The sequence below is a fragment of the Luteimonas sp. RC10 genome (assembly GCF_014192745.1).
Classification (GTDB): Bacteria; Pseudomonadota; Gammaproteobacteria; order Xanthomonadales; family Xanthomonadaceae; genus Luteimonas.
This window is the reverse complement of sequence record NZ_JACHYJ010000009.1, coordinates 130,154-154,946: the sequence shown is the minus strand read 5'-3', so window position 1 is coordinate 154,946 and position 24,793 is coordinate 130,154. Positions and strand designations below refer to the sequence as shown.

General features: G+C 70.1%; 20 protein-coding genes, 1 tRNA gene and 1 pseudogene. 12 read left to right on the top strand and 10 right to left on the bottom strand.

Annotation, left to right across the window (positions count from 1 at the left end; all coding sequences use genetic code 11):
* Positions 1 to 83: 83 nt before the first annotated feature.
* Complete coding sequence (locus FHW73_RS16035; RefSeq protein WP_183427760.1) at positions 84 to 1,481, top strand: FAD/NAD(P)-binding protein; 1,398 nt, start codon at positions 84 to 86, stop codon at positions 1,479 to 1,481.
* A 15-nt stretch (positions 1,482 to 1,496) separates the two neighbouring features.
* On the opposite strand, the gene FHW73_RS16030 is transcribed toward FHW73_RS16035, so the two are convergent.
* Positions 1,497 to 2,102, bottom strand: a complete 606-nt coding sequence (locus tag FHW73_RS16030) for a hypothetical protein (protein WP_183427759.1) — start codon at positions 2,100 to 2,102, stop codon at positions 1,497 to 1,499.
* Positions 2,103 to 2,210: 108 nt separating this feature from the next.
* Here FHW73_RS16030 and FHW73_RS16025 point away from each other — a divergent pair, with 108 nt between their 5' ends.
* The 8 genes and pseudogenes from FHW73_RS16025 to bfr all read left to right on the top strand — a co-directional run bounded on the left by FHW73_RS16025 (position 2,211) and on the right by bfr (position 10,295).
* Entirely contained in the window at positions 2,211 to 3,179 is a 969-nt protein-coding gene (locus FHW73_RS16025) for a YafY family protein (protein ID WP_183427758.1), read from the top strand.
* Positions 3,180 to 3,400: 221 nt separating this feature from the next.
* A complete protein-coding gene (locus FHW73_RS16020; RefSeq protein ID WP_183427757.1) occupies positions 3,401 to 3,754 on the top strand; it encodes a hypothetical protein in 354 nt (117 codons plus the stop codon).
* Between the two features lie 98 nt (positions 3,755 to 3,852).
* Complete coding sequence (locus tag FHW73_RS16015) at positions 3,853 to 6,012, top strand: prolyl oligopeptidase family serine peptidase (RefSeq protein ID WP_183427756.1); 2,160 nt, start codon at positions 3,853 to 3,855, stop codon at positions 6,010 to 6,012.
* Positions 6,013 to 6,085: 73 nt separating this feature from the next.
* A complete protein-coding gene (locus FHW73_RS16010) occupies positions 6,086 to 8,299 on the top strand; it encodes a S9 family peptidase (protein WP_183427755.1) in 2,214 nt (737 codons plus the stop codon).
* Positions 8,300 to 8,379: 80 nt separating this feature from the next.
* Positions 8,380 to 8,456, top strand: a tRNA-Met gene (locus FHW73_RS16005).
* 382 nt (positions 8,457 to 8,838) lie between these two features.
* Positions 8,839 to 9,348: pseudogene (locus tag FHW73_RS16000) on the top strand (RNA pyrophosphohydrolase); the annotation flags it as partial.
* A 152-nt stretch (positions 9,349 to 9,500) separates the two neighbouring features.
* Positions 9,501 to 9,710, top strand: coding sequence for a (2Fe-2S)-binding protein (locus FHW73_RS15995; RefSeq protein ID WP_183427753.1), 210 nt, complete (start codon positions 9,501 to 9,503; stop codon positions 9,708 to 9,710).
* A 111-nt stretch (positions 9,711 to 9,821) separates the two neighbouring features.
* Positions 9,822 to 10,295: a bacterioferritin gene (gene bfr, locus FHW73_RS15990; RefSeq protein WP_183427752.1), complete on the top strand. Its 474-nt coding sequence runs from the start codon at positions 9,822 to 9,824 to the stop codon at positions 10,293 to 10,295.
* 36 nt (positions 10,296 to 10,331) lie between these two features.
* Here the strand turns inward: bfr and FHW73_RS15985 are convergent, their stop codons facing one another.
* The 3 genes from FHW73_RS15985 to FHW73_RS15975 are packed head-to-tail and all read right to left on the bottom strand — an operon-like array spanning position 10,332 to position 15,156.
* A complete protein-coding gene (locus FHW73_RS15985; protein WP_183427751.1) occupies positions 10,332 to 12,698 on the bottom strand; it encodes a hybrid sensor histidine kinase/response regulator in 2,367 nt (788 codons plus the stop codon).
* Between the two features lie 5 nt (positions 12,699 to 12,703).
* Positions 12,704 to 14,512: an EAL domain-containing response regulator gene (locus tag FHW73_RS15980; RefSeq protein ID WP_183427750.1), complete on the bottom strand. Its 1,809-nt coding sequence runs from the start codon at positions 14,510 to 14,512 to the stop codon at positions 12,704 to 12,706.
* A gap of 50 nt (positions 14,513 to 14,562) precedes the next feature.
* On the bottom strand, positions 14,563 to 15,156 hold the full coding sequence (locus FHW73_RS15975) for a DUF4126 domain-containing protein (RefSeq protein ID WP_183427749.1): 594 nt from the start codon (positions 15,154 to 15,156) through the stop codon (positions 14,563 to 14,565).
* Positions 15,157 to 15,262: 106 nt separating this feature from the next.
* Between FHW73_RS15975 and FHW73_RS15970 the strand changes: the two genes are divergently transcribed.
* From FHW73_RS15970 to nudC, 3 genes are all read left to right on the top strand, one after another.
* On the top strand, positions 15,263 to 16,003 hold the full coding sequence (locus FHW73_RS15970) for a DUF6776 family protein (RefSeq protein ID WP_255493051.1): 741 nt from the start codon (positions 15,263 to 15,265) through the stop codon (positions 16,001 to 16,003).
* Positions 16,004 to 16,035: 32 nt separating this feature from the next.
* The gene (erpA, locus tag FHW73_RS15965) at positions 16,036 to 16,410 is read left to right on the top strand and encodes an iron-sulfur cluster insertion protein ErpA (protein WP_183427748.1); all 375 of its coding nucleotides are present in this window, start codon (positions 16,036 to 16,038) and stop codon (positions 16,408 to 16,410) included.
* Between the two features lie 96 nt (positions 16,411 to 16,506).
* Entirely contained in the window at positions 16,507 to 17,394 is an 888-nt protein-coding gene (gene nudC, locus FHW73_RS15960; RefSeq protein ID WP_183427747.1) for an NAD(+) diphosphatase, read from the top strand.
* A 7-nt stretch (positions 17,395 to 17,401) separates the two neighbouring features.
* Here nudC and FHW73_RS15955 read toward each other — a convergent pair whose 3' ends face one another.
* From FHW73_RS15955 to purD, 6 genes are all read right to left on the bottom strand, one after another.
* Positions 17,402 to 17,851 (bottom strand): DUF2752 domain-containing protein, encoded by a 450-nt coding sequence (locus FHW73_RS15955; RefSeq protein WP_183427746.1) that lies wholly within the window; start codon positions 17,849 to 17,851, stop codon positions 17,402 to 17,404.
* Positions 17,851 to 18,237 (bottom strand): CD225/dispanin family protein, encoded by a 387-nt coding sequence (locus tag FHW73_RS15950; RefSeq protein WP_183427745.1) that lies wholly within the window; start codon positions 18,235 to 18,237, stop codon positions 17,851 to 17,853. The genes FHW73_RS15955 and FHW73_RS15950 overlap by 1 nt, the downstream gene beginning before the upstream one ends.
* A 345-nt stretch (positions 18,238 to 18,582) precedes the next feature.
* Positions 18,583 to 20,544, bottom strand: coding sequence for an MFS transporter (locus FHW73_RS15945; RefSeq protein ID WP_183427744.1), 1,962 nt, complete (start codon positions 20,542 to 20,544; stop codon positions 18,583 to 18,585).
* Between the two features lie 87 nt (positions 20,545 to 20,631).
* Entirely contained in the window at positions 20,632 to 21,135 is a 504-nt protein-coding gene (locus FHW73_RS15940; RefSeq protein WP_183427743.1) for an acyl-CoA thioesterase, read from the bottom strand.
* An 82-nt stretch (positions 21,136 to 21,217) separates the two neighbouring features.
* On the bottom strand, positions 21,218 to 23,422 hold the full coding sequence (gene yccS, locus FHW73_RS15935; protein ID WP_183427742.1) for a YccS family putative transporter: 2,205 nt from the start codon (positions 23,420 to 23,422) through the stop codon (positions 21,218 to 21,220).
* A 39-nt stretch (positions 23,423 to 23,461) separates the two neighbouring features.
* On the bottom strand, positions 23,462 to 24,754 hold the full coding sequence (purD, locus tag FHW73_RS15930) for a phosphoribosylamine--glycine ligase (protein WP_183427741.1): 1,293 nt from the start codon (positions 24,752 to 24,754) through the stop codon (positions 23,462 to 23,464).
* Positions 24,755 to 24,793 lie beyond the last annotated feature (39 nt).

The window sequence follows — 24,793 nt, the reverse complement described above, 5'->3', positions numbered from 1 at the left end:
CAGCTGCCGGTTCGCAGTCCGGGGCAACCGGGCGGCGGAGCGGGACGCGCGATAATGCTCGGTCCGCGCCCAAGGATTCTGCCGTGTCCCAGCCTGCTCTTCCCGACGTCGATGTTGCCGTGATCGGGGGCGGCGCGGCCGGCGCCCTGGTGGCGCTGCACCTGCTCGCAACTCCTGACCTGCGCGTGGCGCTGGTCGAACCGCGGCCGACTCTGGCCCAGGGCGTGGCGTACTCGACACCGCGTGACGAGCACCTGCTCAATGTGAACGCCGCGCGGATGAGCGCGTTCGACGACCGGCCGGACGACTTCCTGGCGTTCCTGCGCGCGGCGCCAAGCACGGCGGCACGCCCGGCCGAGGCCTTGCCGGCGACGTTCGCGCCGCGCCGTGTCTATGGCGACTACCTGCAGGCCCGGCTGGCAGCGGCGCTGCAGGCCGGCACGCTGATACGCCTGACCGAGACAGTCGACGAGATCCGCCCGGCCGCACCCGGCTTCGCGTTGCGGACCGGCGCGGGCACCGGCTTGCGCGCGCGCGCGGTGGTGCTGGCGACCGGTGGGGTGCCCGCCGCGCTGCCGGTGTCCGGCGTCGGCGCGGCCGCACCCGGCATCATCGAGGCCTGGCATTACGCGGCGGTGGCTGCGATCGCGCCGGAGGCCGACGTCGCGATCGTGGGCGCGGGGCTGAGCATGGTCGACGTGCTGCTGACGCTGCATGCCAATGGACATCGCGGCCGGATCGTTGCGATCTCGCGCCACGGGCTGCTGCCGCTGGCCCACGCGCCGGGGACGGTGCCGCAGGCCGGGGGCGTCGAGCCCCTGCTGCCGTTGGGCGTGCGTGCGCGCATGCGCCTGCTGCGGCAATGGGCCGCCGAGGCGCAGGCCCAGGGCCGGCCCTGGCAGGACGCGCTCGAGCGGCTGCGCCCGCGGGTGCAGACGCTGTGGCAGGCCTGGCCGCCGGCCGAGCAGGCCCGCTTCCTGCGTCATGCGGTGCGCCATTGGGATATCCATCGGCATCGCATCGCGCCAGAGGCGGCTGCGGTGGTCGAGGCGATGCGCCGCGATGGCCGCTTCTCACTGCATGCCGGCCGGGTGATGGCGGTGTCGGCGCGCGACGACGGCCGGTGGCAGCTCGACTGGCGTCGTCGTCGGTGCAGCGACGACGAGCGCCTCGTGGTCGATCGCATCGTCAACGCGACCGGACTGGAGAAGCGGCCGACGCAGGTGCCAGGCACGCTGCCGGCGGCATTGCACGCGCTGGGGCTGGCGCGTCCCGGGCCGCACGGCATGGGCATCGACACCGACGCTGCCGGCGGTGTGCGCGATCGTTCGGGGGCGACGGTGCCGGGCCTGTGGACGTTGGGGATTCCGCGGATCGGCACATTGTGGGAAAGCATCGCGATGCCTGAGCTGCGCGGCCAGGCCGCGCGCGTCGCTGCCGCGGCGCTGGCCCATGTGCGCAAGGCCGGCGCGCGCGACTGAGCTGCGCGGATTCCGCTACAGGCAGTCGCGCTGCAGCCGGTGCAATTCTTCCTCGGCCAGTGCCCGCCCGGCGCCGAGGTCGGCATTGGCGAGGTTGCGTCGGATCTGCGGGCAGGGGTCGGTCGGCCCGCCGCCAAAGACCAGCGCGCCGATGCCCTCGACCACGTCCTGCGCCGAGATCGGTGCGCGCATCGCGAAGGTGCCATCGGGACGCGGCGGCGCGCGATGGCGCAGCGGGTCGGGGACGAAGTCGACCGGCGCCGCCTGGGCGCGCGCCCATGCCCGGGCCTGGGCATGCAGCGGCGCGGCGGAGGGTTCGACATCGGGGGTGGCGGCCGGCGCGATCTCGACCGCCGTCAGGCCGGGCCGCGGTGTCGGTGCGGTCGATGGCCCCGAACGCAGGGACGGCGCTTGCGCCACGCGGGGCGCAGGCGACGGGGCGACACCAGGCGCGGTCGCTGGCTCGGGGGCGATCCAGACCACCTGGAGCGGGCGATCGTCGGGGCGGGGGGCATGTGGTCCGGCGGGGCCAGACCGCAGCCAGGCCAGAGCCGCCAAGTGACAGGCGAGCGTGAGTGCTGCGGCGATCGCGCCGGTGCGATCGCGTCTGGGGTGCGTCATGCCGGGCCATCTCCTGATCCGCGCGCGAGTCTAGAGCCGACCCGTTAGCGAGCGGTTATCCGGCGCGCCATCGCGCCGCGGGCCGCGACGACGGGCCATAATCGGCGCATGGACCGATACGAACGCATCCTCTCGTTGCACCGCATCCTCAAGACCTCGCGCTACCCGGTCACGGTGGCGCGGCTGCAGGACGAACTGGAATGCTCGCGCGCCACTGTCTACCGCGACCTGGCGTTTCTGCGCGATGCACTGATGGCGCCGGTCGTGGGCGATGGCGATGCGGGCTTCCGCTACGACAGCGCCGAGGGCGACCGCTTCGAGTTGCCGGGCCTGTGGCTGAGCTCGGGCGAACTGCACGCCTTGCTCGCCGCCCAGCAACTGCTCTCGCGCAGTGGTGGCGGCGTGCTGTCGAGCGCGCTGGCACCGCTGCAGTCGCGGATCGAGAAGCTGCTCGACGAACACTCGGCCGGCAAGCAGTGGCCGGTGCAGCGTGTGCGCGTGGTACCGCATCGCGGCCGGCGCATGGACGAGCACGCGTTCCGCAACGTCTGCTCGGCGGTACTCGAGCGTCGCCAGCTCGCGTTCGAGTACCGCGCCCGCTCGACCGACGAGCGCACCCGCCGCACGGTCTCCCCGCAGCGCATCACCCACTACCGCGACAACTGGTATCTCGATGCCTGGGACCACGATCGCGACGCCCTGCGCAGCTTCTCGGTCGATCGCATCACCAACGCGCGCATGCTGCCCGGTCAGGCACGCGACATCGAGGATGCCGAACTCGACACCCATCTGGCTGGCAGCTACGGCATCTTCTCCGGCCCACCCAAGGGCGTGGCGACGATCCTGTTCGAGGCCCGCGCCGCGCGCTGGGTCGCCGACGAGCATTGGCATTCGCAACAGCAGGGCCGGTTCCTGCCCGACGGCCGCTACGAGCTCAAGGTGCCCTACAGCAACGCGCGCGAGTTGTTGATGGACGTGCTGCATTACGGCGCCGATGCGCAGATCGCCGAGCCTGTCGCGCTGCGCGAGCAGGCCCGCTCGCTGTTGGAACTGGCGCTGTCGAAGTACGAGCGCTGATCGGCGCTCCCGGTCGCGCGACCCGCCACGCTGTGTCGGACGCGCGGCCGGTATGCCGTCGCCGGGGCACGGCATGCGCCGTGTCCATGGGGCGCGACATCGGGCAGGGCGCGCGACCGCGCTCGTTTCCGGTCGCTCAGGCGATGTCGCAGTCCATGAGATGGGCGCGACCCAGACTCTCCGCACGGCCCAAACCGGGCGCGCTGGGAGTTTCTGTCGCCATGTCGAATGTCTTCGAATCGCCTGCCTCCGATCCCCGTTCCCTCGTCGGCGCCGGCTTGCTCGGCCTGCTGTTCCTGGGCAGTGTCGCGCTGCTGTCGTTTCCCGGGCTGCGCAGCGGCGTCGCCGCATTCGGCTGGCCGCCGCTGTGGCTGGTCGGCATGCCTGCGGCCGCCTGGCTCACCTGGTGCGTGCTTCGCCTGCCGCGCCGCCGCAAGCTGGCCTCGTCAGCGGTCTTGCGGCGGCGTCGGCCAGGCCTTCCGCAGGCGGCCCGCCGGCCCGCGCCGCGTCGCCGCACGGCCACACCCCTGCGCGCCGCGCTCGCCGCAGCAGGCTGGTTGCCGTTGGGCCGCTGAGGTCGCGGCGCCGGGAGGGGTGACTTTGGTCATGCGGCGGCCGCCGATGCCCGTGCTAGCGTTGGGGGTTACTTGAATCCCCGCCCGCCGGAGGCGCCATGTCCCCATTGTCCAAGCTCTGCCTCGCCGCCGGGATCTCCGCCGGTCTCTCGATGGGCACCGCATCCGCCCAGGAGGCCGCCGTGAACGATCCCTACCAGTGGCTCGAAGCCGTCACCGACGACAAGGCCCTCGACTGGGTCCGCACCCAGAACGCCAAGGCCGAGGCCGAGCTCGCCGCCACGCCCGAGTTCAAGCAACTCGAGTCCGACCTGCTGGCGATCTACGATTCCGACGACAAGATCCCGGTCGCCTACAAGCAGGGCGAGTGGTACTACAACTTCTGGCGCGACCGGAACCACGAGCGCGGCATCTGGCGCCGTACCACGCTCGAGGAGTACCGCAAGCCGCAGCCCAAATGGGAGACCGTGCTCGACCTCGACGCGCTCAACAAGGCCGAGGGCGAGAACTGGGTGTGGCACGGTGCCAGCTGCCTGCGTCCGGCCTACACCCGTTGCCTGATCGCGCTCTCGCGCGGCGGCGCCGACGCCGACGTGACGCGCGAGTTCGACGTGTCGACCAAGTCCTGGGTCGACGGCGGCTTCTTCCGCGACGAGGCCAAGGGCGGACTGGGCTGGATCGACCAGGACAACGTTTACGTCTACACCGATTTCGGCGACGGGTCGCTGACCTCGTCGGGCTACCCGCGCATCGTCAAGCAGCTGGCGCGCGGCCAGTCGATGGACCAGGCCACGCTGGTCTACGAGGGCAAGCCGGACGACATGTACATCGCCGCGATGCACGACGACACGCCGGGCTTCGAGCGCGATTTCGTCAGCCGCACGCTGGCCTTCTACAACGATGAGCTCTATCTGCGCGGCGCCGACGATGCACATGGATGTGCGAGTGGCGCGGGCGCAGGATGCGCAGGAGCGCCTGGTCAGCTGACCAAGGTCGACGCGCCGAACTCGGCCAACAAGTCGGTCCACCACGACTGGCTGATGCTGGAACTGCGCGAGGCCTGGAACGTCGGCGGTCGCGATTATCCGGCGGGCTCGTTGCTGGTGACGAAGTTCGACGACTTCATGGCCGGCAAGCGCGAGTTCGAGGTGCTGTTCGAGCCGACCGAGACGACCTCGCTCGCCGGTGCGACCTGGACCAAGCACCACCTCGTGCTCAACGTGCTCGAGGACGTCAAGAACACGCTCACCGTGCTGACCCCCGGCGCCGACGGCTGGGCGCGCAGCGCACTGGCCGGCGTGCCCGAACTGGGCACGGTCGCGGTCACCGCGGTCGACAGCGACGAGTCCGACGCGGTGTGGATGACCGTCACCGACTACCTCACGCCCAGCACGCTGATGCTGGCGGACGTCGGCAGCGACAAGGCGCCCGAAATCCTCAAGACCATGCCGGCGTTCTTCGACGCCAGCACCCACGAGGTCGAGCAGCACTTCGCCACGTCTAAGGACGGCACCCGCGTGCCGTATTTCCTGGTGCGCCCGAAGAACATGCAGCTCGACGGCAGCAATCCGACGCTGCTCTACGGCTACGGTGGTTTCGAGATCTCGCTGACTCCGGGTTACTCGGGCGGCGTGGGCAAGGGCTGGCTGGAGAAGGGCGGCGTGTACGCGGTCGCCAACATCCGCGGCGGTGGCGAGTACGGTCCGCGCTGGCACCAGGCGGCGCTCAAGCAGAACCGCCACAAGGCCTACGAGGACTTCGCCGCGGTCGCCCAGGACATGATCGACCGCAAGATCACATCCCCGGCCCACCTGGGCATCCGCGGTGGCAGCAACGGCGGCCTGCTCACCGGCAACATGCTCACCCAGTACCCGGAGCTGTTCGGCGCGGTGGTGATCCAGGTGCCGCTGCTCGACATGCGCCGCTATCACCAGTTGCTGGCCGGTGCGTCGTGGATGGCCGAGTACGGGAATCCGGACAAGCCGGAAGAGTGGGAGTTCATCCGCACGTTCTCGCCGTACCACCTGTTCGACCCGGCCAAGGACTATCCGCCGACGCTGATCCTGACCTCGACGCGCGACGACCGCGTGCACCCCGGCCACGCGCGCAAGATGATGGCCAGGATGTCGGAGGCCGGGAAGGACGTGCGCTACTACGAGAACATCGAAGGCGGCCATGGCGGCGCGGCGAACAACCGCCAACAGGCCCATATGGACGCGCTCTACCTGACGTTCCTGTGGCAGCAACTGGGCAAGTGATGCCCTCGTGCACCGGCCGCCTTCGCGGCCGGTGTTCTTTCTGACGTTGCATCGGCAGCGAGTGGACCCACCTATGAAGACACCTTTCCCCCGCGCGGCCGCGTTGCTGGCCGCGCCGATCCTGACGAGTCTGAGCCTGATGAGCGTTTCTCCCGTCACCCACGCTGCCGCGCCGGTTCCGCCCGATGTCGAGCAGCGCCCGCATACCGTCAAGGCGCCGCACGGTGCGACGCGCGAGGACGTCTACTACTGGCTGCGCGACGACAAGCGCGAGGATCCGGCGATGCTGGCGTATCTCAACGCCGAGAACGCCTATGCCGATGCGATGCTCGCGCCGCTCAAGCCGCTCGAGGACCGTCTCTATGACGAGATCGTCGGCCGGATCCAGCAGGACGACAGCTCGGTGCCGTACCGCGATCGCGGCTTCTGGTACTACGCGCGCTTCGAGACCGGCAAGGATTACCCGGTGCATGCGCGCCGCGCGGACGGTCCCGGCGTCGATGCGCTGTCGATCCAGGCTGCGAACGCCAAGGGCGACTTCGCCGGTGAGCAGGTGATGCTCGACGTCAACCAGCTCGCCGAGGGCAAGGACTACTACGCGGTCGGCGACTGGGACGTGACCCGCGACAACCGCATCCTGGCCTACGCCGATGACACCAATGGCCGGCGCCAGTACACGGTGCGCTTCAAGAACCTGGAGACCGGCGAGATCTATCCCGAGACCATCCCCGGCGTGTCGGCGAACCTGGTCTGGGCCGACGACGGCAAGACCCTGTTCTACGTCGAGAACGATCCGGAGACCCTGCTCACCGTGCGCGTGAAGAAGCACGTGCTCGGCACGCCGGTCGCCGACGACGTGCTGGTCTACGAGGAGAAGGACGACAGCTTCTACATGGGCATCGATCGCACCCGCGACGACCGCTTCATCGTCATCGGCCTGGGCAGCACCGTGTCGAGCGAGCTGCGCTATGCCCCGGCCGACAATCCCGAGACGTTCACCGTGCTCGCGCCGCGCGCGCGCGATGTCGAATACGACGCCGACCACTACGGCGACCGCTGGGTGATCCGCACCAATGCGGACAAGGCCACGAACTTCAAGCTCGTCACCGCGCCCAGCGATGCGACCTCGCGCCGGCAGTGGACCGACCTGGTGCCGCACCGCGACGATGTGTACATCGAAGGCTACGAACTGTTCGACGGCTTCACCGCCATCGAGGAACGTGCGCAGGCGCTGACCCGCGTGCGCGTGCTCAAGGCCGACGGCAGCGACACCTTCGTGCAGGCCGACGAACCCGCTTACGCGATGGGCCTGTCGATCAATTCCGAGCCAGACACCGACTGGCTGCGCTACAGCTACACCTCGCTGACCACGCCGGCGACGACGTTCGAGGTCAACACGCGTACCGGCGAGCGTCGCCAGCTCAAGCAGCAGGCGGTGATCGGCTACGACCCGGCCAACTACGTCACCGAGCGCGTGTGGACGACTGCGCGCGACGGCCAGCGCGTGCCGGTCTCGCTGGTCTACCGCAAAGGCTTCGAGAAGGACGGCACGGCGGCGATGCTGCAGTACGGCTACGGCAGCTACGGGGCCTCGATGGATCCGGGCTTCAGCGTGACCAATGTCAGCCTGCTCGACCGCGGCATGGTCTATGCGATCGCGCACATCCGCGGCGGCGAGGAAATGGGCCGCGCCTGGTATGACGACGGCAAGCTGCTCAACAAGGTCAACACCTTCACCGACTTCATCGACGTCACCGACGACCTGGTCAAGCGCGGCTATGCGGCGCCCGACCGCGTCGCCGCCTATGGCGGCAGTGCCGGCGGCCTGCTGATGGGCGCGATCTCGAACATGGCGCCAGAGAAGTACCGGGTGATCCTGTCGCAGGTGCCGTTCGTCGACGTGGTCACGACGATGCTCGACCCGAGCATCCCGCTGACCACCAACGAGTATGACGAGTGGGGCAACCCGGAGGACAAGCGCTATTACGACTACATCCTCGGCTACTCGCCCTACGACAACCTCGAAGCCAAGGCCTACCCGGCGATGTTCGTCGGCACCGGGCTGTGGGATTCGCAGGTCCAGTACTGGGAACCGGCGAAGTACGTGGCGCGGTTGCGTGACGTCAACACCGGCACCCATCCGGTGGTGTTCCGCACCAATATGGAGGCCGGACACGGCGGCAAGTCGGGCCGTTTCCGCCGCTACCGCGAGTCGGCCGAGATGTACGCGTTCATGCTCGACCAGTTGGGCCTGCGCGAGACCCCGGCGGCACCCGCGACCCGCTGAGGCGAAGGCGGTGGCCCGTTGACGCGGGCCGCCGCGCGTTGCAGAATGCGCGGCTCGTCGCCAACGCGACGGCGCCCGATGGCTATGTAGCTCAGCCGGTTAGAGCACAGCACTCATAATGCTGGGGTCGGTGGTTCGAGTCCACCCATAGCCACCATCGGAACCGCTTCAAAAACCCGCCGCCCGGCGGGTTTTTGCTGTCTGCGATCCTCGCACCTGTCGATGCCCGGTATCGGCACGCCAGTGCGTGCCTGCGCCATGCGTCCGAGGCGGCCAGGTGCGGTGCCGGCGCGATCATGTATCCGGTCGTCGCGTCTGAGGCAGCGCGTCGGTCAAGCCGGTCGTCGCCGTGGCGGCTCGATACATGTCCGATCCCCGCCCGAGCCCTGGTGCACAGCCGGTGCCCCGACCTGAACGCCGCCATGCGAGGTGGCTGCGGGCGTGGCGCGGACCGGGGCTGCGACCGCTTGTCGCCCCGCCGGCGCCGTGGCAGAGTCGAGCACAGTGACGCTCAGTCAATCGTATTAGGAGTCCGCATCGTGATCGATCCGGACGGGTTCAGACCCAATGTCGGCATCGTGCTGATGCACCCGGACGGGCGCGTGTTCTGGGCGCGCCGGGTGCGCCGCGACGGCTGGCAGTTCCCGCAAGGCGGGATGAATACCGACGAGACGCCGCTCGAGGCCATGTACCGCGAGTTGCGTGAGGAGACCGGGCTGTTGCCCGAGCACGTTTCCGTGCTCGGGGCGACGCCCGGCTGGCTGCGCTATCGCCTGCCGCAGCGGGCGATCCGCCGCAACGACCGTATCGTCTGCATCGGCCAGAAGCAGGTCTGGTTCCTGCTGCAGTTCGTCGGTGAGGAGACCCATCTGCGGCTCGACCTGTCGGACAAGCCAGAGTTCGATCATTGGCGGTGGGTGGACTTCTGGTACCCGCTCGATCATGTGGTGGTGTTCAAGCGCGGCGTCTACGTCAGCGCACTGCGGCATCTGGCGCCGTACGCGCGCAAGGTCGCCGGGACCCAGGCGATTCCGCAAGCCGCGGTCGAGCGCCCCCGGGGGCGGCGGCCGCAGCGGCGTGCGCGTCGCCCCGAAGCGCTGCGTAACCGCGATTCCGACGGACACAGCTGAACGTTTCTCATTTGACAGTGATTCTCGTTTGTGGCCGAATAGGGCTCCCAGCCCCGGCCAGGACCGCAGCCTTGTTCGTCTGCATCTGCAACGGCGTCACCGACACCCAGATCCGCCAGGCCGCTGCGCACGGCTGCCGCGAAGTGTCGGAGCTGACGATGCGCACCGGCTGTGGCGCCACCTGCGGCAGCTGCACCGACATGGCCGCCAGTCTGCTCGATGAGTACCACGCGGCGCGCGCGCCGACGCTCGAGTTGCCGCTGATCGCCTCGGCCGCCTGACGCTCGCCTAAGCCCCTCCATTCGCACGAAGGAATGCGCACGATTCGCGTTCCTTCATCGACGTGCGCGTCCGGCTAGAGTGGCGCCTTTCCCCCGACAGGACGCACCGCGATGAAGGGCGACGCGCAGGTCATCCGCTACCTCAATCAGGCGCTGTACAACGAGCTCACGGCGATCAACCAGTACTTCCTGCACGCCAAGATGCTCAAGCACTGGGGCCTGGAGGCGCTGGGCAAGCATGAGTACAAGGAATCGATCGAGGAGATGAAGCACGCCGACGCGTTGTCGGAGCGCATTCTGTTTCTCGAGGGGCTGCCGAACTTCCAGGCGCTGGGCAAGCTGCGCATCGGCGAGACGCCGCGCGAGATGCTCGAATGCGACCTCGCGCTGGAGATGGACGGTTTGCCGGTGCTGCGCGAGGCGATCGCGCATTGCGAGCAGGTCGGCGATTTCGTCAGCCGCAAGCTGCTGGCCGACATCCTCGAAGACGAAGAGGAACACGTCGACTGGCTGGAAACGCAGCTCGACCTGATCAATCGCATCGGCGAAGAGAATTATCTGCAGAGCCAGATGGGCGACGACTGATCGCCTCTGGGTGCGGGCGCGCGTCCGGCGCGCCGATCAGCCGGCGGCCGGTGCCCGCGCCAGCAGTGCCTGACGCGCGTGTGCGAACGCCGCGTCCAGTCGCCGGGCCGCGTCTTCGGCCTCACGCAGCGTTTCCGCCCGCGCCGCCGCCTCGATCCGTTTCGCCTCCGCCGACAGGGCCAGCGCGCCGAGATTGGCGCTCGAGGACTTGAGCGAATGCGCGGCTTCGCGCATCGCGTCCTGGTCGCCCGCCGCGGCCGCGGCATTGAAGCTGGCGAGCAGGCGCGGGGTGTCGTCGAGGAATACCGCCACCAGCCGGTCGACATCGTCGCCGAGCAGATCGCGCAGGTCGTCGAGCACCTCGCCGTCGAGGACATCGGGCCCCGGCGCGTCCGGCAATGCCGGCGAGGGCGGTGCGGTGGGTGAGGCGGTCACTGGCGTGGCGGGCTGCGTCTCAGCTTCCGTAGCGGCCGGCATCATCCCGCTGCCAGCGCCCGTCCCTGCCTGCGCCTCGGCCGGCCACCAGCGCTCCAGGCAACGCGCCAGTTCGCTGCGCGTGACCGGCTTGGCCAGGTAATCGTCCATGCCGGCATCCAGGCACTTCTGCCGATCGCCAGCCATCGCATTGGCAGTCATCGCAACGATCGGCAGGCGGCGCCCGATGCCGGAGGCGGCCTCGCGCTCGCGCCAACGCCGGGTCGCTGCATAGCCATCCAATACCGGCATCTGGCAATCCATCAGCACGATGTCGTAGCCGCCGTCGGCGAGCTTCTCCAGCGCGATCTCGCCGTTGCCGGCGGTGTCGCATGGCAGGCCCAGCACGCCCAGCAAGCGTTGCCCGACCATCTGATTGACCGGGTTGTCCTCGACCAGCAGCACGCGCGGCTTCAGTGCAGCGCCGCCTTGCGGCGCGAGGCCCGCGGACGGTGGTGTTCTGGGCGCGGCAGTGCGTGGAGACGGCATCGGTGCGGGCTGCACGGGGTCCGATGCGTCGCCGATCACCGACTCGCCCAACACCGCCTCGCGCAGGCGCACATCCGGGGCCTGTCGGTGGAGCACGACGGCCTCGTCGTCCGGGCCGTCGACCGGCTCGTCCCCCTGCAGGCAGACCAGCCGCGGTTGCCCGTAGTCGGCATGCCGGGCGAGATTGCGGCGCAGCGCGACGCCGCCATCGCGCAGTCCGGCCAGGTCGGCGACGACGATCGTCCAGGCCGCGGACGGGCTGGCGCCTGCGCCCTGGCGCAGCTGTTCGAGCGCTTCGTGCGTGGTCTCGACCGCCTGCACACGCAGGCCCCAGTCCGACAGCAGCATCGACAAGCGGGCGCGCAGGCGTGCATCGGCGGTCAGCAGCAGGGCGGCCCCCGGCCCCGATGCACCGGCGCCCGATTGCAGATCGCCCTGAGCCTTGCGCAGCGGGATCTCGAACCAGAACGTCGAACCCGCGCCTGCCGCGGACGTGACGCCGATGCTGCCCTCCATGAGTTCGACGATCCGCCGCGAAATCGCCAGGCCCAAGCCGGTGCCGCCGTAGAGCCGCGTCGTCGATGCGTCGGCCTGGCTGAAGGCCTGGAACAGCCGCGATTGGCTTTGCACCGGAATGCCGATGCCGGTATCGCGGACCTCGAAGCGCAGCCGGTGATGCGTGGCGGTCTCACCCAGCCGCCGCACGTCCACGGTGATGCCGCCGCGTTCGGTGAACTTCACTGCATTGCTGAGCAGGTTGCTCAGGATCTGGCGCAGCCGCACCGGATCCCCGCACACCGCCAGCCGCACCGCCGGATCGATCTGCAACTGCATGCGCAGCCCTTTGGCCTGGGCCTGGCGGTCCATCGGCTGGATCACGCTCTGCAGCAGTTCGCGCAGGTTGAAGCCGGTGACCTCCAGGTCGAGCCGATCGGACTCGAGCTTGGAGTAGTCGAGGATGTCGTCGACGATGCGTTGCATCTGCTGCGCCGACAGATAGGCGGTGCGGACCAGTTCGAGGTGGTCGGCCGGCAGCGGCGCGTGCAGCAGCAGATCGAGCATCGGGGTGATGCCGTTGAGCGGCGTGCGGATCTCGTGGCTCATCGTGGCCAGGAACTCGCCCTTGGCCATCACTGCCGATTCGGCCGCCGTCTTGGCCTGGCGCAGTTGCTGCTCCAGATGGGTGTGCGCATCGAGCTCGCGCTGCAACTGTGCGCAGGCCTGGGCATCGCGCTGCGCCTGGGCCTGCGCGTCTTCGACGGCCTGCTGCTGCGTGCGCAGCGGCGCGCCGAGCGCCCACACTGCCGCCGCGGCCACGGCCGCCAGCACGGCGGCCACCAGCGGCCAGGGGCCGGGGATTGCCAGCATCTGCAGCGACGCGGCCACCGCTGCTGCGATCGCAGCCAGAAGTGCGCCGCGGCGCAAGGCAGAGAGCGCCATCGCGGCTACAGCACCGAGTGGTGGAAGTCGAAGTCGAGGGCGTCGGCCACGCGCTGCACCAGGTTGCCCTGGATGTAGTCGATGCCGCTCATCCACAGCGTCGCGGCGGCCTGCGGGTTCTCGACCTGCTGGCCGATCACCTGCAGTCCGAGTCGGTGCGCGCGTTCGACCGCGCCGCGCATCTCGTCGCGCACGCGCGGCTCGTCGAGCTGACGCGAGTACCGGCCCGACAGGCGCACGAAGCCCAAGGGCAGTTGCGCGAGCAATGCGTTGGCCTCATCGCCGTCGCTGTACTGGCCCAGGCACAGCTGGACGCCGGCCGGGACCATGCGCGCGCAGAATTCCTGCAGCGACAGCGCATGGATCAGCGCATCGTCCTGGCGCACGTCGATGACCAGCGCAGCCCCCGGAATCCCGGCGTCGCGCAGGCGCTGCAGCAGCCAGTCGGCATAGCCTGCCTGCACCAGGCTGCGCGAGGACTGGGAGACGAACAGGCGCATTGCGCCGCCGCGCTGGGTGCGCTCGGCCAGGGTGGCGATCGCCAGTTCCAGCACGCGCCGGTCGATGTCGAACAGCACCCCGGCAAGTTCCGCCGCCGGCAGGATGCGCGCGGCCGAATGCAGTTCACCATCGCGACCGCGCAGCCGCAGCAGGGTCTGGTACTGCGGTTCGTCGCCGCCGGCGACCGAGACGATCGGCTGGAATGCCAGTTCGATGCGGCCCTCGTCGAGCGCGCCGCGCAGGTCTTCCGACAACGATGGGGTCGCGTCGTCGCCGCCCGCGGGCGGCGCGGGCATGTGCACCGCGATGCCGGCCGGCGTGCCGCGTGCATCGCGCAGGGCTTGCTCGGCGGCGGCCAGCGCGGTGCCGGGGTCCTCGTAGGCGTGCGCGAGATCGGCATAGCCGATCAGCGCACGCAGGCGCAGGCTCTGGCCCGCGAGCGGGAATGGGTGGCTGCCGATCCCGTCGCGCAGCCCGCGCGCCCAGGCGTCGAGCGCGGTCCGGTCGATCTGCGGCGCGAACACCAGGAAGGTGTTGTCGTTCAGGCGCGTGGCCGCCGCGCCTTCGACCAGGTGATGCAGGTGGCGGCCGGCGTCGGTGAGGACAGTCTCGAGCCCCGCGTAGCCGTAGCGGTCGCGCAGCGCGGTGATGCCCTCGATCTCGACGAACGCCAGCACGCCGCGCGGGTGCGCCGGGATGGACTCGGCGAGTTGCTGCAGCAACTGCAGCCGGCTGTTGAGGCCGGTAACCGGACTACGGCCCGGATCGGGCATCTGCTGCAGGGTGCGGGCGCGGCGGATGCGGTTGTGCACCGCCGACACCAGGTGGCGCGGCCGGACCGGCTTGGTCAGGAAATCGTCGGCGCCCACCTCCAGCGCCTCGAACTGGCGCTCGGGATCGACATCGCCGGTCAGGAACACCACCGGGATATGCCGGTGCGCCGGCTGCTGGCGCAGCCGCGCGGTCAGTTCGGCGCCATCCATGCCCGGCATGTGCAGGTCCATCAGCACCAGGTCCGGGCCGAACTCGGCCACGGTCGACAGGAACTCGTTGGCGATCGCGACCACACGGGCCTGCAGTCCGGCGCCGTTGAGCACGCTCTCGGCAAACAGCGCCTGGCTCGGATCGTCCTCGACCACCAGCACCCGGTACGGCCTGCCGTCGTCGTTCAACACCGCGGCCGTGTCCCCGCGCTCGGCAGCAGTCGCGTCGGCGGCCTCGGGCAGCGACGGGCGGCCGGCATCGGCGGCCCACCGCCTCCAATATGCAGTGGGGGGGAACTCCGCGCGTTGCGGTTTGTCGGGATCGGGCATGGCGTGGCGAGAACGAGAAGCTGGGAAGTGACCACTTTACCCGGCCGCGATCAGGAGCGCGGCAAGACGGCCGCGCGTTTGCGGCCACGGCCGAACACCCGGCGCCACAGCCAGACCACTGCGAGCAGGCCGATCAGGCCGATCGCCACCACCAGCGCCAGGGCCAGCCAGGGCGAGGCGAGGGCCAGCCCGAGTGCGCCAACGGTCACCACGTCCTCGGTCGAGGAGGCGGCGACATTGCTGACCGGTTCGGGCGACAGATTGAGCAGCAGCCGCGTGCCCGATTTGAGCGCATGACTGCTCAGCGCCACGCCCGCGCCGGTGGCGAGCATGCCGGCGCCCAGCTCGCCGTCGGGCGACAGCGCGGCCGCGGCGAGGAAGGCACCGGCCGGCACGCGCGCGAGCGTCTGCAGCAGGTCCCAGCCCGAATCGACGCCGGGGATCTTGTCGGCGAAGAATTCGGCCACCGCCAACGCGCCCGACACGCCCAGCACCCAGGGCGAGGCCGTGGCCTCGAGCGCGGGCGGCAGGTCGAGCCAGCCAAGCGCGCCGGCGACCCCGACCCCGAAGACAGTCAGATAGGCGCGCACGCCGGCCAGCCACGCCAGCACCACACCGATCGCGAACAGATGGGCTTCCGACATCGCGACCTCCGATTCGCCGCAACGCGGGGCGCGGCGCGCGATGGCAACGAGTATAGGGAGCGCGGCGGCTTGACTGCGCTTCGCCGCGCTCGCTATACCTTGTCCGATGATCCCACCCGAGCCCACCGGGCAGCCCCCGACGCCGGCCTCGCCCGGCGCGTCCGCCCGCCCTCCGCATGGCCCGCGCTGGATGCGCGTGCTGCTCGGCGTGACGGCAGTGTCACTGCTGTTCGGCCTGTGGGGCGCGTGGCAGGTGTTCGCACCCGGCGCGGCCCATCCCCAGCGCCAGCTCGCCGCCCAGGCCGCCCAGATCGAGGACCTGCAGCAGCAGGTCGCCACGCTCACGCGTTCGGACCAGATCAGCCGCGACGCGAACCGTGAATTGCAGGGGACGCTGGCCGAACGCGACGAGGAGATCGCCGCACTGCGCGCCGACGTGGCGTTCTATGAGCGCTTCGTCGGGTCGACCTCGCAGGGCCGTGAACTGAGCGTCCACGAGCTGCGTATGCAGCCCCGGACCGATCAGGGCTGGCACTACACCGCCACGCTCACCCAGAGCCTGGCCCGCGATGCGGCCAGCGAGGGTGAGATGCGGCTGGCGATCGAGGGCACCCGCAACGGCCGGCTGCAGACGCTGGCCTGGTCGGACCTGCGCCAGCGCGCCGACGCGCCCGGCGTGCCGTATGCGTTCAAGTACTTCCAGCAGGTCGAGGGCGATATCGTGTTGCCGCCCGGTTTCCAGCCGTTGCGGGTCACCGTGCGGCTCGCGCCCAAGGGCCGCGGCGCGGTCGTGGAACGCGCGTTCAGCTGGGCAGACGTGACGCCGCGTTCCGCGCCCGAGCCTTGAACGCGGCCGCCGGCCCCCCCATCCTGTCGGCCATGAGCGAAGTGCTGACCATCGAGGGCCCCGGCTACCAGTCCCTGGAGCGGCCGCTGGAATTCACGCCCGCCGCGGCGGCCAAGGTGCGCGAGTTGATCGAAGGCGAGGGCAATCCCGCGCTGAACCTGCGCGTCTATATCCAGGGTGGGGGCTGTTCGGGCTTCCAGTACGGCTTCGAGTTCGACGAAGAGCGCGCCGAGGACGATCTGGCGATCGTCACCGACGACGTCACCCTGGTGGTCGATCCGCTGAGCCTGCAGTACCTGATGGGCGCAGCGGTGGACTACGTCGAGAGCCTGCACGGCGCGCAGTTCACGATCCGCAACCCCAACGCGAAGTCGACCTGCGGCTGCGGCAGCAGCTTCACGGTCTGACCGGCGGGCGGCTGGCCGGCGCGAGTGCCGCCGGTCGGTGCGTGACGCAGCGGTCCATGTCGCCATCGCGACACCGCGGCCGGCCATAATCCCCGCATGGACTTCCGTTTCGTCGAGGCGCCGCTCGACCGCGCCGAACATCTGCGTACCGACAGCGCCGTGCTGTCGCGGCTGTGGCCCGAGGCGCGTGTGCTGGTGCTCGATGCGCATGGCGATGCGGCCGTCGACGCCGACGGCGCGCCGCCGGCGTTGACCGGGACGGCGCTGGGCGATCGCCCGGATTCTGCGGTGTTCCTGGGCCTGCACGACGAGCAGGGGTGGTTCGCGCTGCCTGCAGGCGACGCCCCCCAGGGCCTGTCCGTGCACGGTTTCGTGGATCTGCGCAGCGCCGCGGCGTCGTGGCCGTTACGCGACTCCACCGCCTTCGCTCAGGCGCGCGCGGTGCTGCATTGGCGTGCGCGCCACCGGCACTGCGGTGCGTGCGGTGCCGCGCTGCAGTGGGCGCGGGCCGGTTGGCTCGGCCGCTGTCCGCAATGCGGCACCGAGCACTATCCGCGCACCGATCCGGCGATCATCGTCGCGGTGACCGACGGCACGCGGCTGCTGCTGGGCCGCCAGGCGGCCTGGGCGCCACGCCGCTATTCCACGCTCGCCGGCTTCGTCGAGCCGGGCGAGACGCTCGAACAGACGGTCGCACGCGAAGTGTTCGAGGAAAGCGCGGTGCGGGTGCGCAGTTGCCGGTATCTCGCCTCGCAGCCCTGGCCGTTCCCGTCCTCGCTGATGCTCGGTTTTCTCGCCGAGGCCGAGCCCGACGTCCCGCGCGTCAACGACGAGCTGGAGGACGCGCGCTGGTTCGATGCCGATGCGATCGGCGCGGCGTTGCGCGATGCCAATCCGGAGCTGTCGCTGTCGCCCGCGCTGTCGATCTCGCGCTGGCTGATCGCACGCTGGTACGCATTGCAGACCGGCGCCGAGGCCGGTTGAAGGGCTGTCAGCCGAGTCCGCCGGGCGCAAGCCAGGTGAACGGCGGCCACGGCAGGTTGCGCGCGACCCAGTAGACCGACAGCAGCACCAGCCAGAACGTCGCCGTCGACAAGCGCGCAGCGACCGGCTGCAGCCAGGCGGGCCGCCAGCCCAGGCGCCAGGCGAGCGCGAGTGGCGAGAGCGCGAGCAGCACCAGCAGCAGCGGGTTCATCGAGAACGCCTGCGGCAGGTCGCCATGGACCAGCGCGTGCAGGCACCGGGTCAGGCCGCAGCCGGGACAGACCCATCCGGTTGCGGCGTAGAACATGCACGGCGGGAATGGGCTGCCCGGGGCATTGGGGTCGAACGTGCGCAGCAGCCAGACGCCGGTCGCGGCCACCGCCAGACCGCCGCCCGCGAGGGCGACGGTGGCGGCGCGCACGCGCGCCAGCGGGCGCTGGCCGTGCACGTGGGACATCAGATGTCGCTCTGGATCTGGTCGAAGATCATCTGGTACTGCTCCATGCCGCCGCCCAGCGTCAGCGAGTAGATCGTCCACAGCAGGCCGATGATGCACAGGCCGGTGGTGACCCAGCACCAGGTCTTGGCGGTGTTGGACGCGCGCTGTGCGCCTGCCAGATCGCCCTGGCCCAGCAGCGTGTTGACCTTGGCGGCGAACACGATCGCGACGATGCCCGGGATCGTGCCGACGATGCAGCACAGGCACAGCGAGAGCACGGTGGCGATGATCGACCACGCCAGGTGGTTGGGCACCGTGCCCGGCGCGATCGGCGTGCCGGGCAGCGGCGTGCCGGGGGCGTCATACGGATTGGGCGGCGGCGGGGGCGGTGGGATGGTGCTCATGGTGGTGCGCTCCTGGAGGATGGCGGGAGGGTGACGGAATGCTCGGATTGCGGGCAGCGCGTGCAGACTAGGTGGAGATGGCGTCGTGGAGATGTGGACACCACGCCCCCGTCCTGTCACCGGCTGCAGGCGGGCGGCATGGAACCGGCCGTCTGGCACGCCACCCGCTGAACAGGGCAGCGGAGACGGAGATCGACGCTGCGCTGCCCGCTCGCACGCGCTGCGCAGCCATCGATGAGGTGGGCGGGACTGGCATCTGACTCCCCGAGAAACGATCGGCCCGTTGCCTGGGCAGACCTGAATGGACGCAAGCGTACCCGAGCCGGGCATCGGCGGGCAGAGGGCTCAGGCGGCATCGCCGCGGAGCGCCCGGACCTCGGCCTCGAGTATCGGAGCGGTGAGATCGGTCGACGCTTCGATCCGCGGCGCGGCGACGACCTCGATGCGAGCGCGCAGGCGCCGCGGCACACGCATGCGGGCGAACCGGCTGCCGGCCTGGGCGTGGTGCCGGCTCCACATGCTGGTCCACATGCCACGCAGCGCCAACGCGACCACCGGTACCTGCTGGCCGCGCGCCTGAGCGCGCGCCAGGATGCGCTCCACCCCCGTGCGGAAGGTGGCGATCTCACCATCGCTCGTCAGCCGGCCCTCGGGGAAGATGCCGACCAGCTCGCCTTCCGCCAGGGCAGCATCGATGGTGTCGAACGCGCGCTGCATCAGCGCCGGGTCGTCCTTGGCACCGGCGATCGGAATCGCCTTGGCATGCCGGAAGATCCAGCGCAGCCCCGGGATCGCGAAGATCCGGTGGTCCATCACAAAGCGCACCGGCCGCGGGATCGCCGCCGACAGGATCAGCGCATCCATGTAGCTGACATGGTTGCAGACGATCAGCGCCGCGCCGTCTGCCGGGATCGCTGGATCAACGTCGCGCTCGCGCAGCCGGTAGAGCGTGCGGACCAGCAGCATGCTGGCCAGACGCATCAGGAACTCGGGCACGATCGTGAAGATCCAGATCGCGACCAGCAGGTTGGCGATCGCCAGGGCCAGGAACATCTGCGGGACGCTCAGGCCGGGCAGCGGCAGCGTCAGGCCGCCCAGCGACAGCGACTCGCGCTGCACCAGCACGCCGATCACCGCTGCGGCGACGATGAACAGCGAGTTCTGGATGTTGAGTCCGGCGATCACCCGCGACAGCTCCGAACGGGGCGTGCGGCTCTGGATCAGCGCGAACAGCGGCACGACGAAGATGCCGGTGAACAGGCCCACGCCGACCAGGTCGGCCACGATGCGCCAGCCGCCGGGTGCGTCGAGGAAGGCGGCGATCGTCAGGCCGGTCTGCGGCGGCAGGCCGGGCCGGGCGAAGTACAGGTCGAGCAGCATCGCGCTGATGCCGAAGGCGCCGACCGGCACCAGGCCGATCTCGACGATGCGTCCGGACAGCTTTTCGCACAGCAGCGAGCCGGCGCCCACGCCGACCGAGAACAGCGCCAGCGCGAAGATGTACAGCGCGGTGTCGTTGACCACGCCGCCCAGATAGACCTCGGCGTAGGTCGGCAACTGCGCGGTCAGCACCGTGCCGACGAACCAGAACCAGGACACGCCCAGGATCGCATTGCGCACCGCGAGCTGGCGCCTGGCCAGGCGCATCACCGCCCGCGATTCCGGGATCGGGTTCCAGTTGACCTTCAGCGTCGGCGCGCCGGCGTCCACCTTCGGGATCAGCCGTGCGACCAGGTTGCCGGCGACCGCCAGCGCGACCACCGAGGCCGCGGCGGCTTCGGGGCCGTGGCTGCCGGCGAGCTTGAACACCAGGCCGCCGTAGATCATGCCGGCCAGGATCGAGATCGACGTGCCCATCTCGACCAGGCCGTTGCCGCCGGTCAGCTCTTCGGGCCGCAGCACCGAAGGCAGGATCGAATACTTCACCGGGCCGAACAGGGTCGACTGGGTGCCGGTCAGAAACAGCGCGACCAGCAGCACCGGCATGCTCTGCAGCAGGAAGCCCGCGGCTGCAAGCGTCATGATCGCGATCTCCATCGCGGTCGTGATCACGATCAGCTTCTGCTTCTCGAGCTTCTCGGCGATCTGGCCGGCGATCGCCGAGAACAGGAAGTAGGGCAGGATGAACAGCGCCGGCGCGAGATTGGTGTAGAGCGTGCGCTCCGCGGTGCCGACGCCGAGGAAGAACAGCAGCGCGATCACCGATTGCCGGTAGACGTTGTCGTTGAACGCGCCGAGCGCCTGGACCGTGAAGTAGGGCAGGAAGCGCCGCTGCCGCAGCAGGGCGAACTGGGACTGGCCTGACATGGCGGCTCCTGGACGGACTGCGCGGAGCCTAGCAGGTCGGCATGGCGGTCCGGCCAGGGCGCGTCATGGCGTGTGACGCGACGCGAATCACGCCGTCGTGTCCGGCGCATCGCCTGTGCCGCGCACCGCCCGGTAGCGTTGCTCCAGTTCCTGGCGGATCTGACGCCGCTGCCGGCCCTGCTCGAAGCGCCGGCGCTCCTCGGCGCTGGCCGGCTCGCGTGGCGGGACCGGCACCGGGCGCCCGTCGGGGTCGACGGCGACCATCGTGAAGAAGCAACTGTTGGTGTGGCGGACCGAGCGGGCCTGGATGTTCTCGGCGATGATCTTGATGCCCACTTCCATCGACGTGCGGCCGGTGTAGTTGACCGAGGCCAGGAACGTCACCAGTTCGCCGACATGGACCGGTTCGCGGAAGGTCACCTGGTCGACCGACAGCGTGACCACGTAGCGCCCGGCGTAGCGACTGGCGCAGGCGTAGGCCACCTCGTCGAGATACTTGAGCAGCGTGCCGCCGTGCACGTTGCCGGAGAAGTTGGCCATGTCCGGCGTCATCAACACGGACATGGTCAGCGTGGCGTTGCCTGGGATCATGCGGTGGACCTGGTGGGAACGGCCTGGAGGATGGCACGCGCGGTGGCGGCCGTCATCGGGTCGGCGTGTATGTCACGTCCGCTCAGCCGGCCGCCGCGAGGCGGGACGTCGCCGCCGCTGCGCCAGCGGCCTCAGCGGCGTTGCGCAGATCCGGCAGCAGGCGCAGCAGCAAGGCCAGTTGGGTGCCCAGCAGCCGGCGCCGCGGATCGTCCGTGGCATCGCCGGCGCGTTCGAGCGCCTCGGCCATCGCGGTCTCCGCGGCTGCGTCGACGACCGGGGGTGCCCGGCGCGCGGACAGCGCGGCCGCGATCTGCGCCAGTGCGTGCTGCAGATGCGCCCCAGCCGCGAACACCGCCTCGTCGGCATCGCCGTCGAGCGTGCCACGATGCGCACCCAGTCCCGACAGGTAGCCGAGCGCGGTGTTGGACACGGCGAGGAACCGGAAGGCGGCGTCGAGGTCGCGCCGGTAGCGTCCGGGTTCGCGCAGCCGGTTGGACAGGGCCACCGACAGTGCCGCTTCGGCGTTGTGCATGTCGCGCCGGGCGATCCGGTAGGGCAGGTCGTCGCGCATGCCGCTGCGGTATTGCTCCAGCACCTGCCCCAGGTAACGCGCATGGGCATCGACGACCCCGGCCATGACCAGGTGCAGTTGCCGTCCGCGCCAGTCGGGCAGGATCAGGAACGAAGCGGCCGCAGCGATCGCGCAGCCGATCAGCGTGTCGAGCAGGCGCGGCCAGATCAGCACGAAGCCATCGCCGATCAGGTTGAAGCACAGCAAGGCCATCACCGTGATCGCCGCGGTCGCGAGCGCGTAGCGATCGGTGCGGCTGACGAAGAACACCACCGCGGCCAGCAGCGCCAGCAGCAACTGGACCTCCACGCCGACGAACAACTGCATCAACGCCCAGGTGGCGGCCAGGCCGATCAAGGTCCCGGCGATGCGCTGTGCCAGGCGCCGCCGTGTCGCGCCGAAGCTCGGCCTGCAGACGAAGGCGATGGTGAGCAGAATCCAGAAACCGTTGCGCGCGCCGATCGCATGCATGACCGCGTAGCCGGCGCACAGCGCGATCGCCATGCGCAGGCCGTGGCGGAACAGCACCGAGGTCGGGCTCAGCTGCCGCCCCAGGCGCGTGGCCATTTCGCGCAGGGTGTGCGGCGAGGCATCACGCAGGCGCGTGTCCATGCCGTCCAGCGGTGCGTCCGACAGCGTGTCCTCGGCCAGCCGACGGTCGATCGCCTGCAGATTGCGCACCAAGGATTCGAGCGAGGCGAGCAACCGCGTCTGCCGGCCGTCGCCGCGCGCGTGCAGGTGGTCGAGCGACTGGCGCAGATCGACCATGGCCTGGCGCGTGCCGGCGCCGTACTGGAACGGCCGGCGCAGGCGGATCGCCTCGCCGAGGGCGCGGCAGGCGCGGCCCTGCAGTTCGATCAGCCGTTGGCCGCGATAGAGCACGTCGCTGTGGAAGAAGGCCTCGGCCAGCGCCTCGTACGGATAGTGGGACGAACTGGCGCGCTCGTGGAATTCCTGCGCCATGTAGTACAGGCGGAAGTACAGCCCCGATTGCACGCCCGGGCGGCCGGAGCGGCCGAAGCGGCTGATGATCGCGTTCTTGGTCGCCTCCAGTGCAGCGACCACCCGCGCGTTCTGCTCCGACAGCGCAAGCCGGCGTGCGTGCAGGTCGCGGTCGCGGATCGGTTCGAACAGCGCCGCTTTCAGCTGCAGGTAGCGGCCCAGTTCGGCGAACAGCCGGGCCAGCCGCTCGCGGACGGGGCGGTTGGCGAACAGGATCGTCCACAGGATCGACAGCGCGCCGTACCAGGCGGCGCCGGCGAGCAATTGGCCCGCGCCGCGCCAGGCCGCCTCGGCGTCGCCAGCGCCGTGCTGGTCGATGCCGATCGCGGCATACAGCATCAGCGCCACCGTGCCCTGGGCGATCGATGCGTAGCGTTCGCCCAGCGCGCCGAGCAGGGTCAGCGCGAACGTGGTGGTCGCCAGACAGGCGATGAAGGCCAGCGGATAGGGGAACAGCAGCGTGACCGCGCCGGCCGCGGCGCCGAAGCACAGCAGCGACAGCAGCACCGCCTTGGTCCGGCCAAAGCCGTTGTCATCGGTCTCGGCGATCGCGCTGGCGATGATGCCCAGAAACACCGCCGGCAATGCGGCCAACTGCTGGAACTGCCAGCACAGCGCCATCGCGCCGCCGAACGCGATCGATACGCGCAGCGCGGTGCTGGCCTTCTCATGGGCCCACAGCCGGGTCAGGCGCTCGTTGATCGGGGAGGGCATGCAGGCGCGGGACGGTCGTGCGGGTTCGGCGGTTGGGCCCTAGTTGCGCTCGCGTTCGATCGCGCGCCAGCCGATGTCCTTGCGATGGAACTCGCCCGGCCAGGAGATGCCGGCGATCTCGCCGTAGGCGCGGTGCTGGGCATCGGCCACAGACTCACCGAGCGCGACGACGCACAGCACGCGCCCGCCCGCGGTCACCGCCTGGCCGTGCGCGTCGAGCCGGGTGCCGGCATGGAAGACCTTGGTGTCGGGTAACGGCGGCGTGTCCCAGGTGTTGATCGCATCGCCCGTGCGCGGCGTGTCGGGATAGTGCTCGGCGGCCATGACCACGCCCAGCGCCGGGCGCGGGTCCCACTGCGCCTGCACCCCATCGAGCGCGCCGTCGATCGCGGCTTCGATCAGCGCGGCGAAATCCGAGGTCAGCCGCATCATCACCGGTTGTGTTTCCGGGTCGCCGAATCGGACATTGAACTCGATGACCTTCGGCGCGCCGGCGGCATCGATCATCAGCCCGGCGTAGAGGAAGCCGGTGAACGGCACGCCGTCGGCGGCCATGCCGCGCACGGTCGGCTCGACGACCTCGCGCGTGATCCGCGCGTGCACGTCCGGGGTCACGACCGGGGCCGGTGAGTAGGCGCCCATGCCGCCAGTGTTGGGGCCGGTGTCGCCATCGCCGACGCGTTTGTGGTCCTGGCTGGTCGCCATCGGCAGCGCGGTCGTACCGTCGACCATCGAAATGAAGCTCGCTTCCTCGCCGTCGAGGAACTCCTCGATCACCACGCGTGCACCGGCACTGCCGAAGGCATTGCTCGAGAGCATGTCGTGGATCGCCGCTTCCGCCTCGTCCAGCGTGGTGGCGACGATGACGCCCTTGCCGGCGGCCAGACCGTCGGCCTTGACCACGATCGGCGCGCCGTGCTGCCGCACGTATTCGATTGCGGCGTCGGCGTCGGTGAACACCGCATAGGCGGCGGTCGGGATGCCGTGGCGGGCCAGGAAATCCTTCGCGAACGCCTTGCTGCCCTCGAGCTGCGCGGCGCCGGCGGTCGGCCCGAAGATGCGCAGGCCCGCGTCGCGGAAACGGTCGACGACGCCGGCGACCAGCGGCGCCTCGGGTCCGACGACGGTGAAGGCCACGCCCTCGTCGCGTGCGAGCGCGAGCAATGCGTCCAGATCGGTGGCGGCGACATCGACGTTGCGGCAACCGGCCTCGCGCGCGGTGCCCGCGTTGCCCGGTGCGACCAGCACCTCGCCGACCTGCGGCGACTGTGCGAGCTTCCAGGCCAGCGCGTGCTCGCGGCCGCCCGAACCGATGACCAGAACCTTCTTCATGCGTAGCCGAGGGAAGCGGAGGGGCGACTAGTCTATCGG

Coding starts and splice junctions, on each gene's coding strand:
- FHW73_RS15950 (WP_183427745.1), bottom strand. CDS start 18,237: ATGAGCACCATCCCACCGCCCCCGCCGCCGCCCAATCCGTATGACGCC.
- FHW73_RS15945 (WP_183427744.1), bottom strand. CDS start 20,544: ATGTCAGGCCAGTCCCAGTTCGCCCTGCTGCGGCAGCGGCGCTTCCTG.
- purD (WP_183427741.1), bottom strand. CDS start 24,754: ATGAAGAAGGTTCTGGTCATCGGTTCGGGCGGCCGCGAGCACGCGCTG.
- nudC (WP_183427747.1), top strand. CDS start 16,507: ATGGACTTCCGTTTCGTCGAGGCGCCGCTCGACCGCGCCGAACATCTG.
- FHW73_RS16030 (WP_183427759.1), bottom strand. CDS start 2,102: ATGACGCACCCCAGACGCGATCGCACCGGCGCGATCGCCGCAGCACTC.
- FHW73_RS16010 (WP_183427755.1), top strand. CDS start 6,086: ATGAAGACACCTTTCCCCCGCGCGGCCGCGTTGCTGGCCGCGCCGATC.
- bfr (WP_183427752.1), top strand. CDS start 9,822: ATGAAGGGCGACGCGCAGGTCATCCGCTACCTCAATCAGGCGCTGTAC.
- yccS (WP_183427742.1), bottom strand. CDS start 23,422: ATGCCCTCCCCGATCAACGAGCGCCTGACCCGGCTGTGGGCCCATGAG.
- FHW73_RS15940 (WP_183427743.1), bottom strand. CDS start 21,135: ATGATCCCAGGCAACGCCACGCTGACCATGTCCGTGTTGATGACGCCG.
- FHW73_RS15955 (WP_183427746.1), bottom strand. CDS start 17,851: ATGTCCCACGTGCACGGCCAGCGCCCGCTGGCGCGCGTGCGCGCCGCC.
- FHW73_RS16020 (WP_183427757.1), top strand. CDS start 3,401: ATGTCGAATGTCTTCGAATCGCCTGCCTCCGATCCCCGTTCCCTCGTC.
- FHW73_RS15985 (WP_183427751.1), bottom strand. CDS start 12,698: ATGGCGCTCTCTGCCTTGCGCCGCGGCGCACTTCTGGCTGCGATCGCA.
- FHW73_RS15980 (WP_183427750.1), bottom strand. CDS start 14,512: ATGCCCGATCCCGACAAACCGCAACGCGCGGAGTTCCCCCCCACTGCA.
- FHW73_RS15975 (WP_183427749.1), bottom strand. CDS start 15,156: ATGTCGGAAGCCCATCTGTTCGCGATCGGTGTGGTGCTGGCGTGGCTG.
- FHW73_RS16025 (WP_183427758.1), top strand. CDS start 2,211: ATGGACCGATACGAACGCATCCTCTCGTTGCACCGCATCCTCAAGACC.
- FHW73_RS16015 (WP_183427756.1), top strand. CDS start 3,853: ATGTCCCCATTGTCCAAGCTCTGCCTCGCCGCCGGGATCTCCGCCGGT.
- erpA (WP_183427748.1), top strand. CDS start 16,036: ATGAGCGAAGTGCTGACCATCGAGGGCCCCGGCTACCAGTCCCTGGAG.
- FHW73_RS15970 (WP_255493051.1), top strand. CDS start 15,263: ATGATCCCACCCGAGCCCACCGGGCAGCCCCCGACGCCGGCCTCGCCC.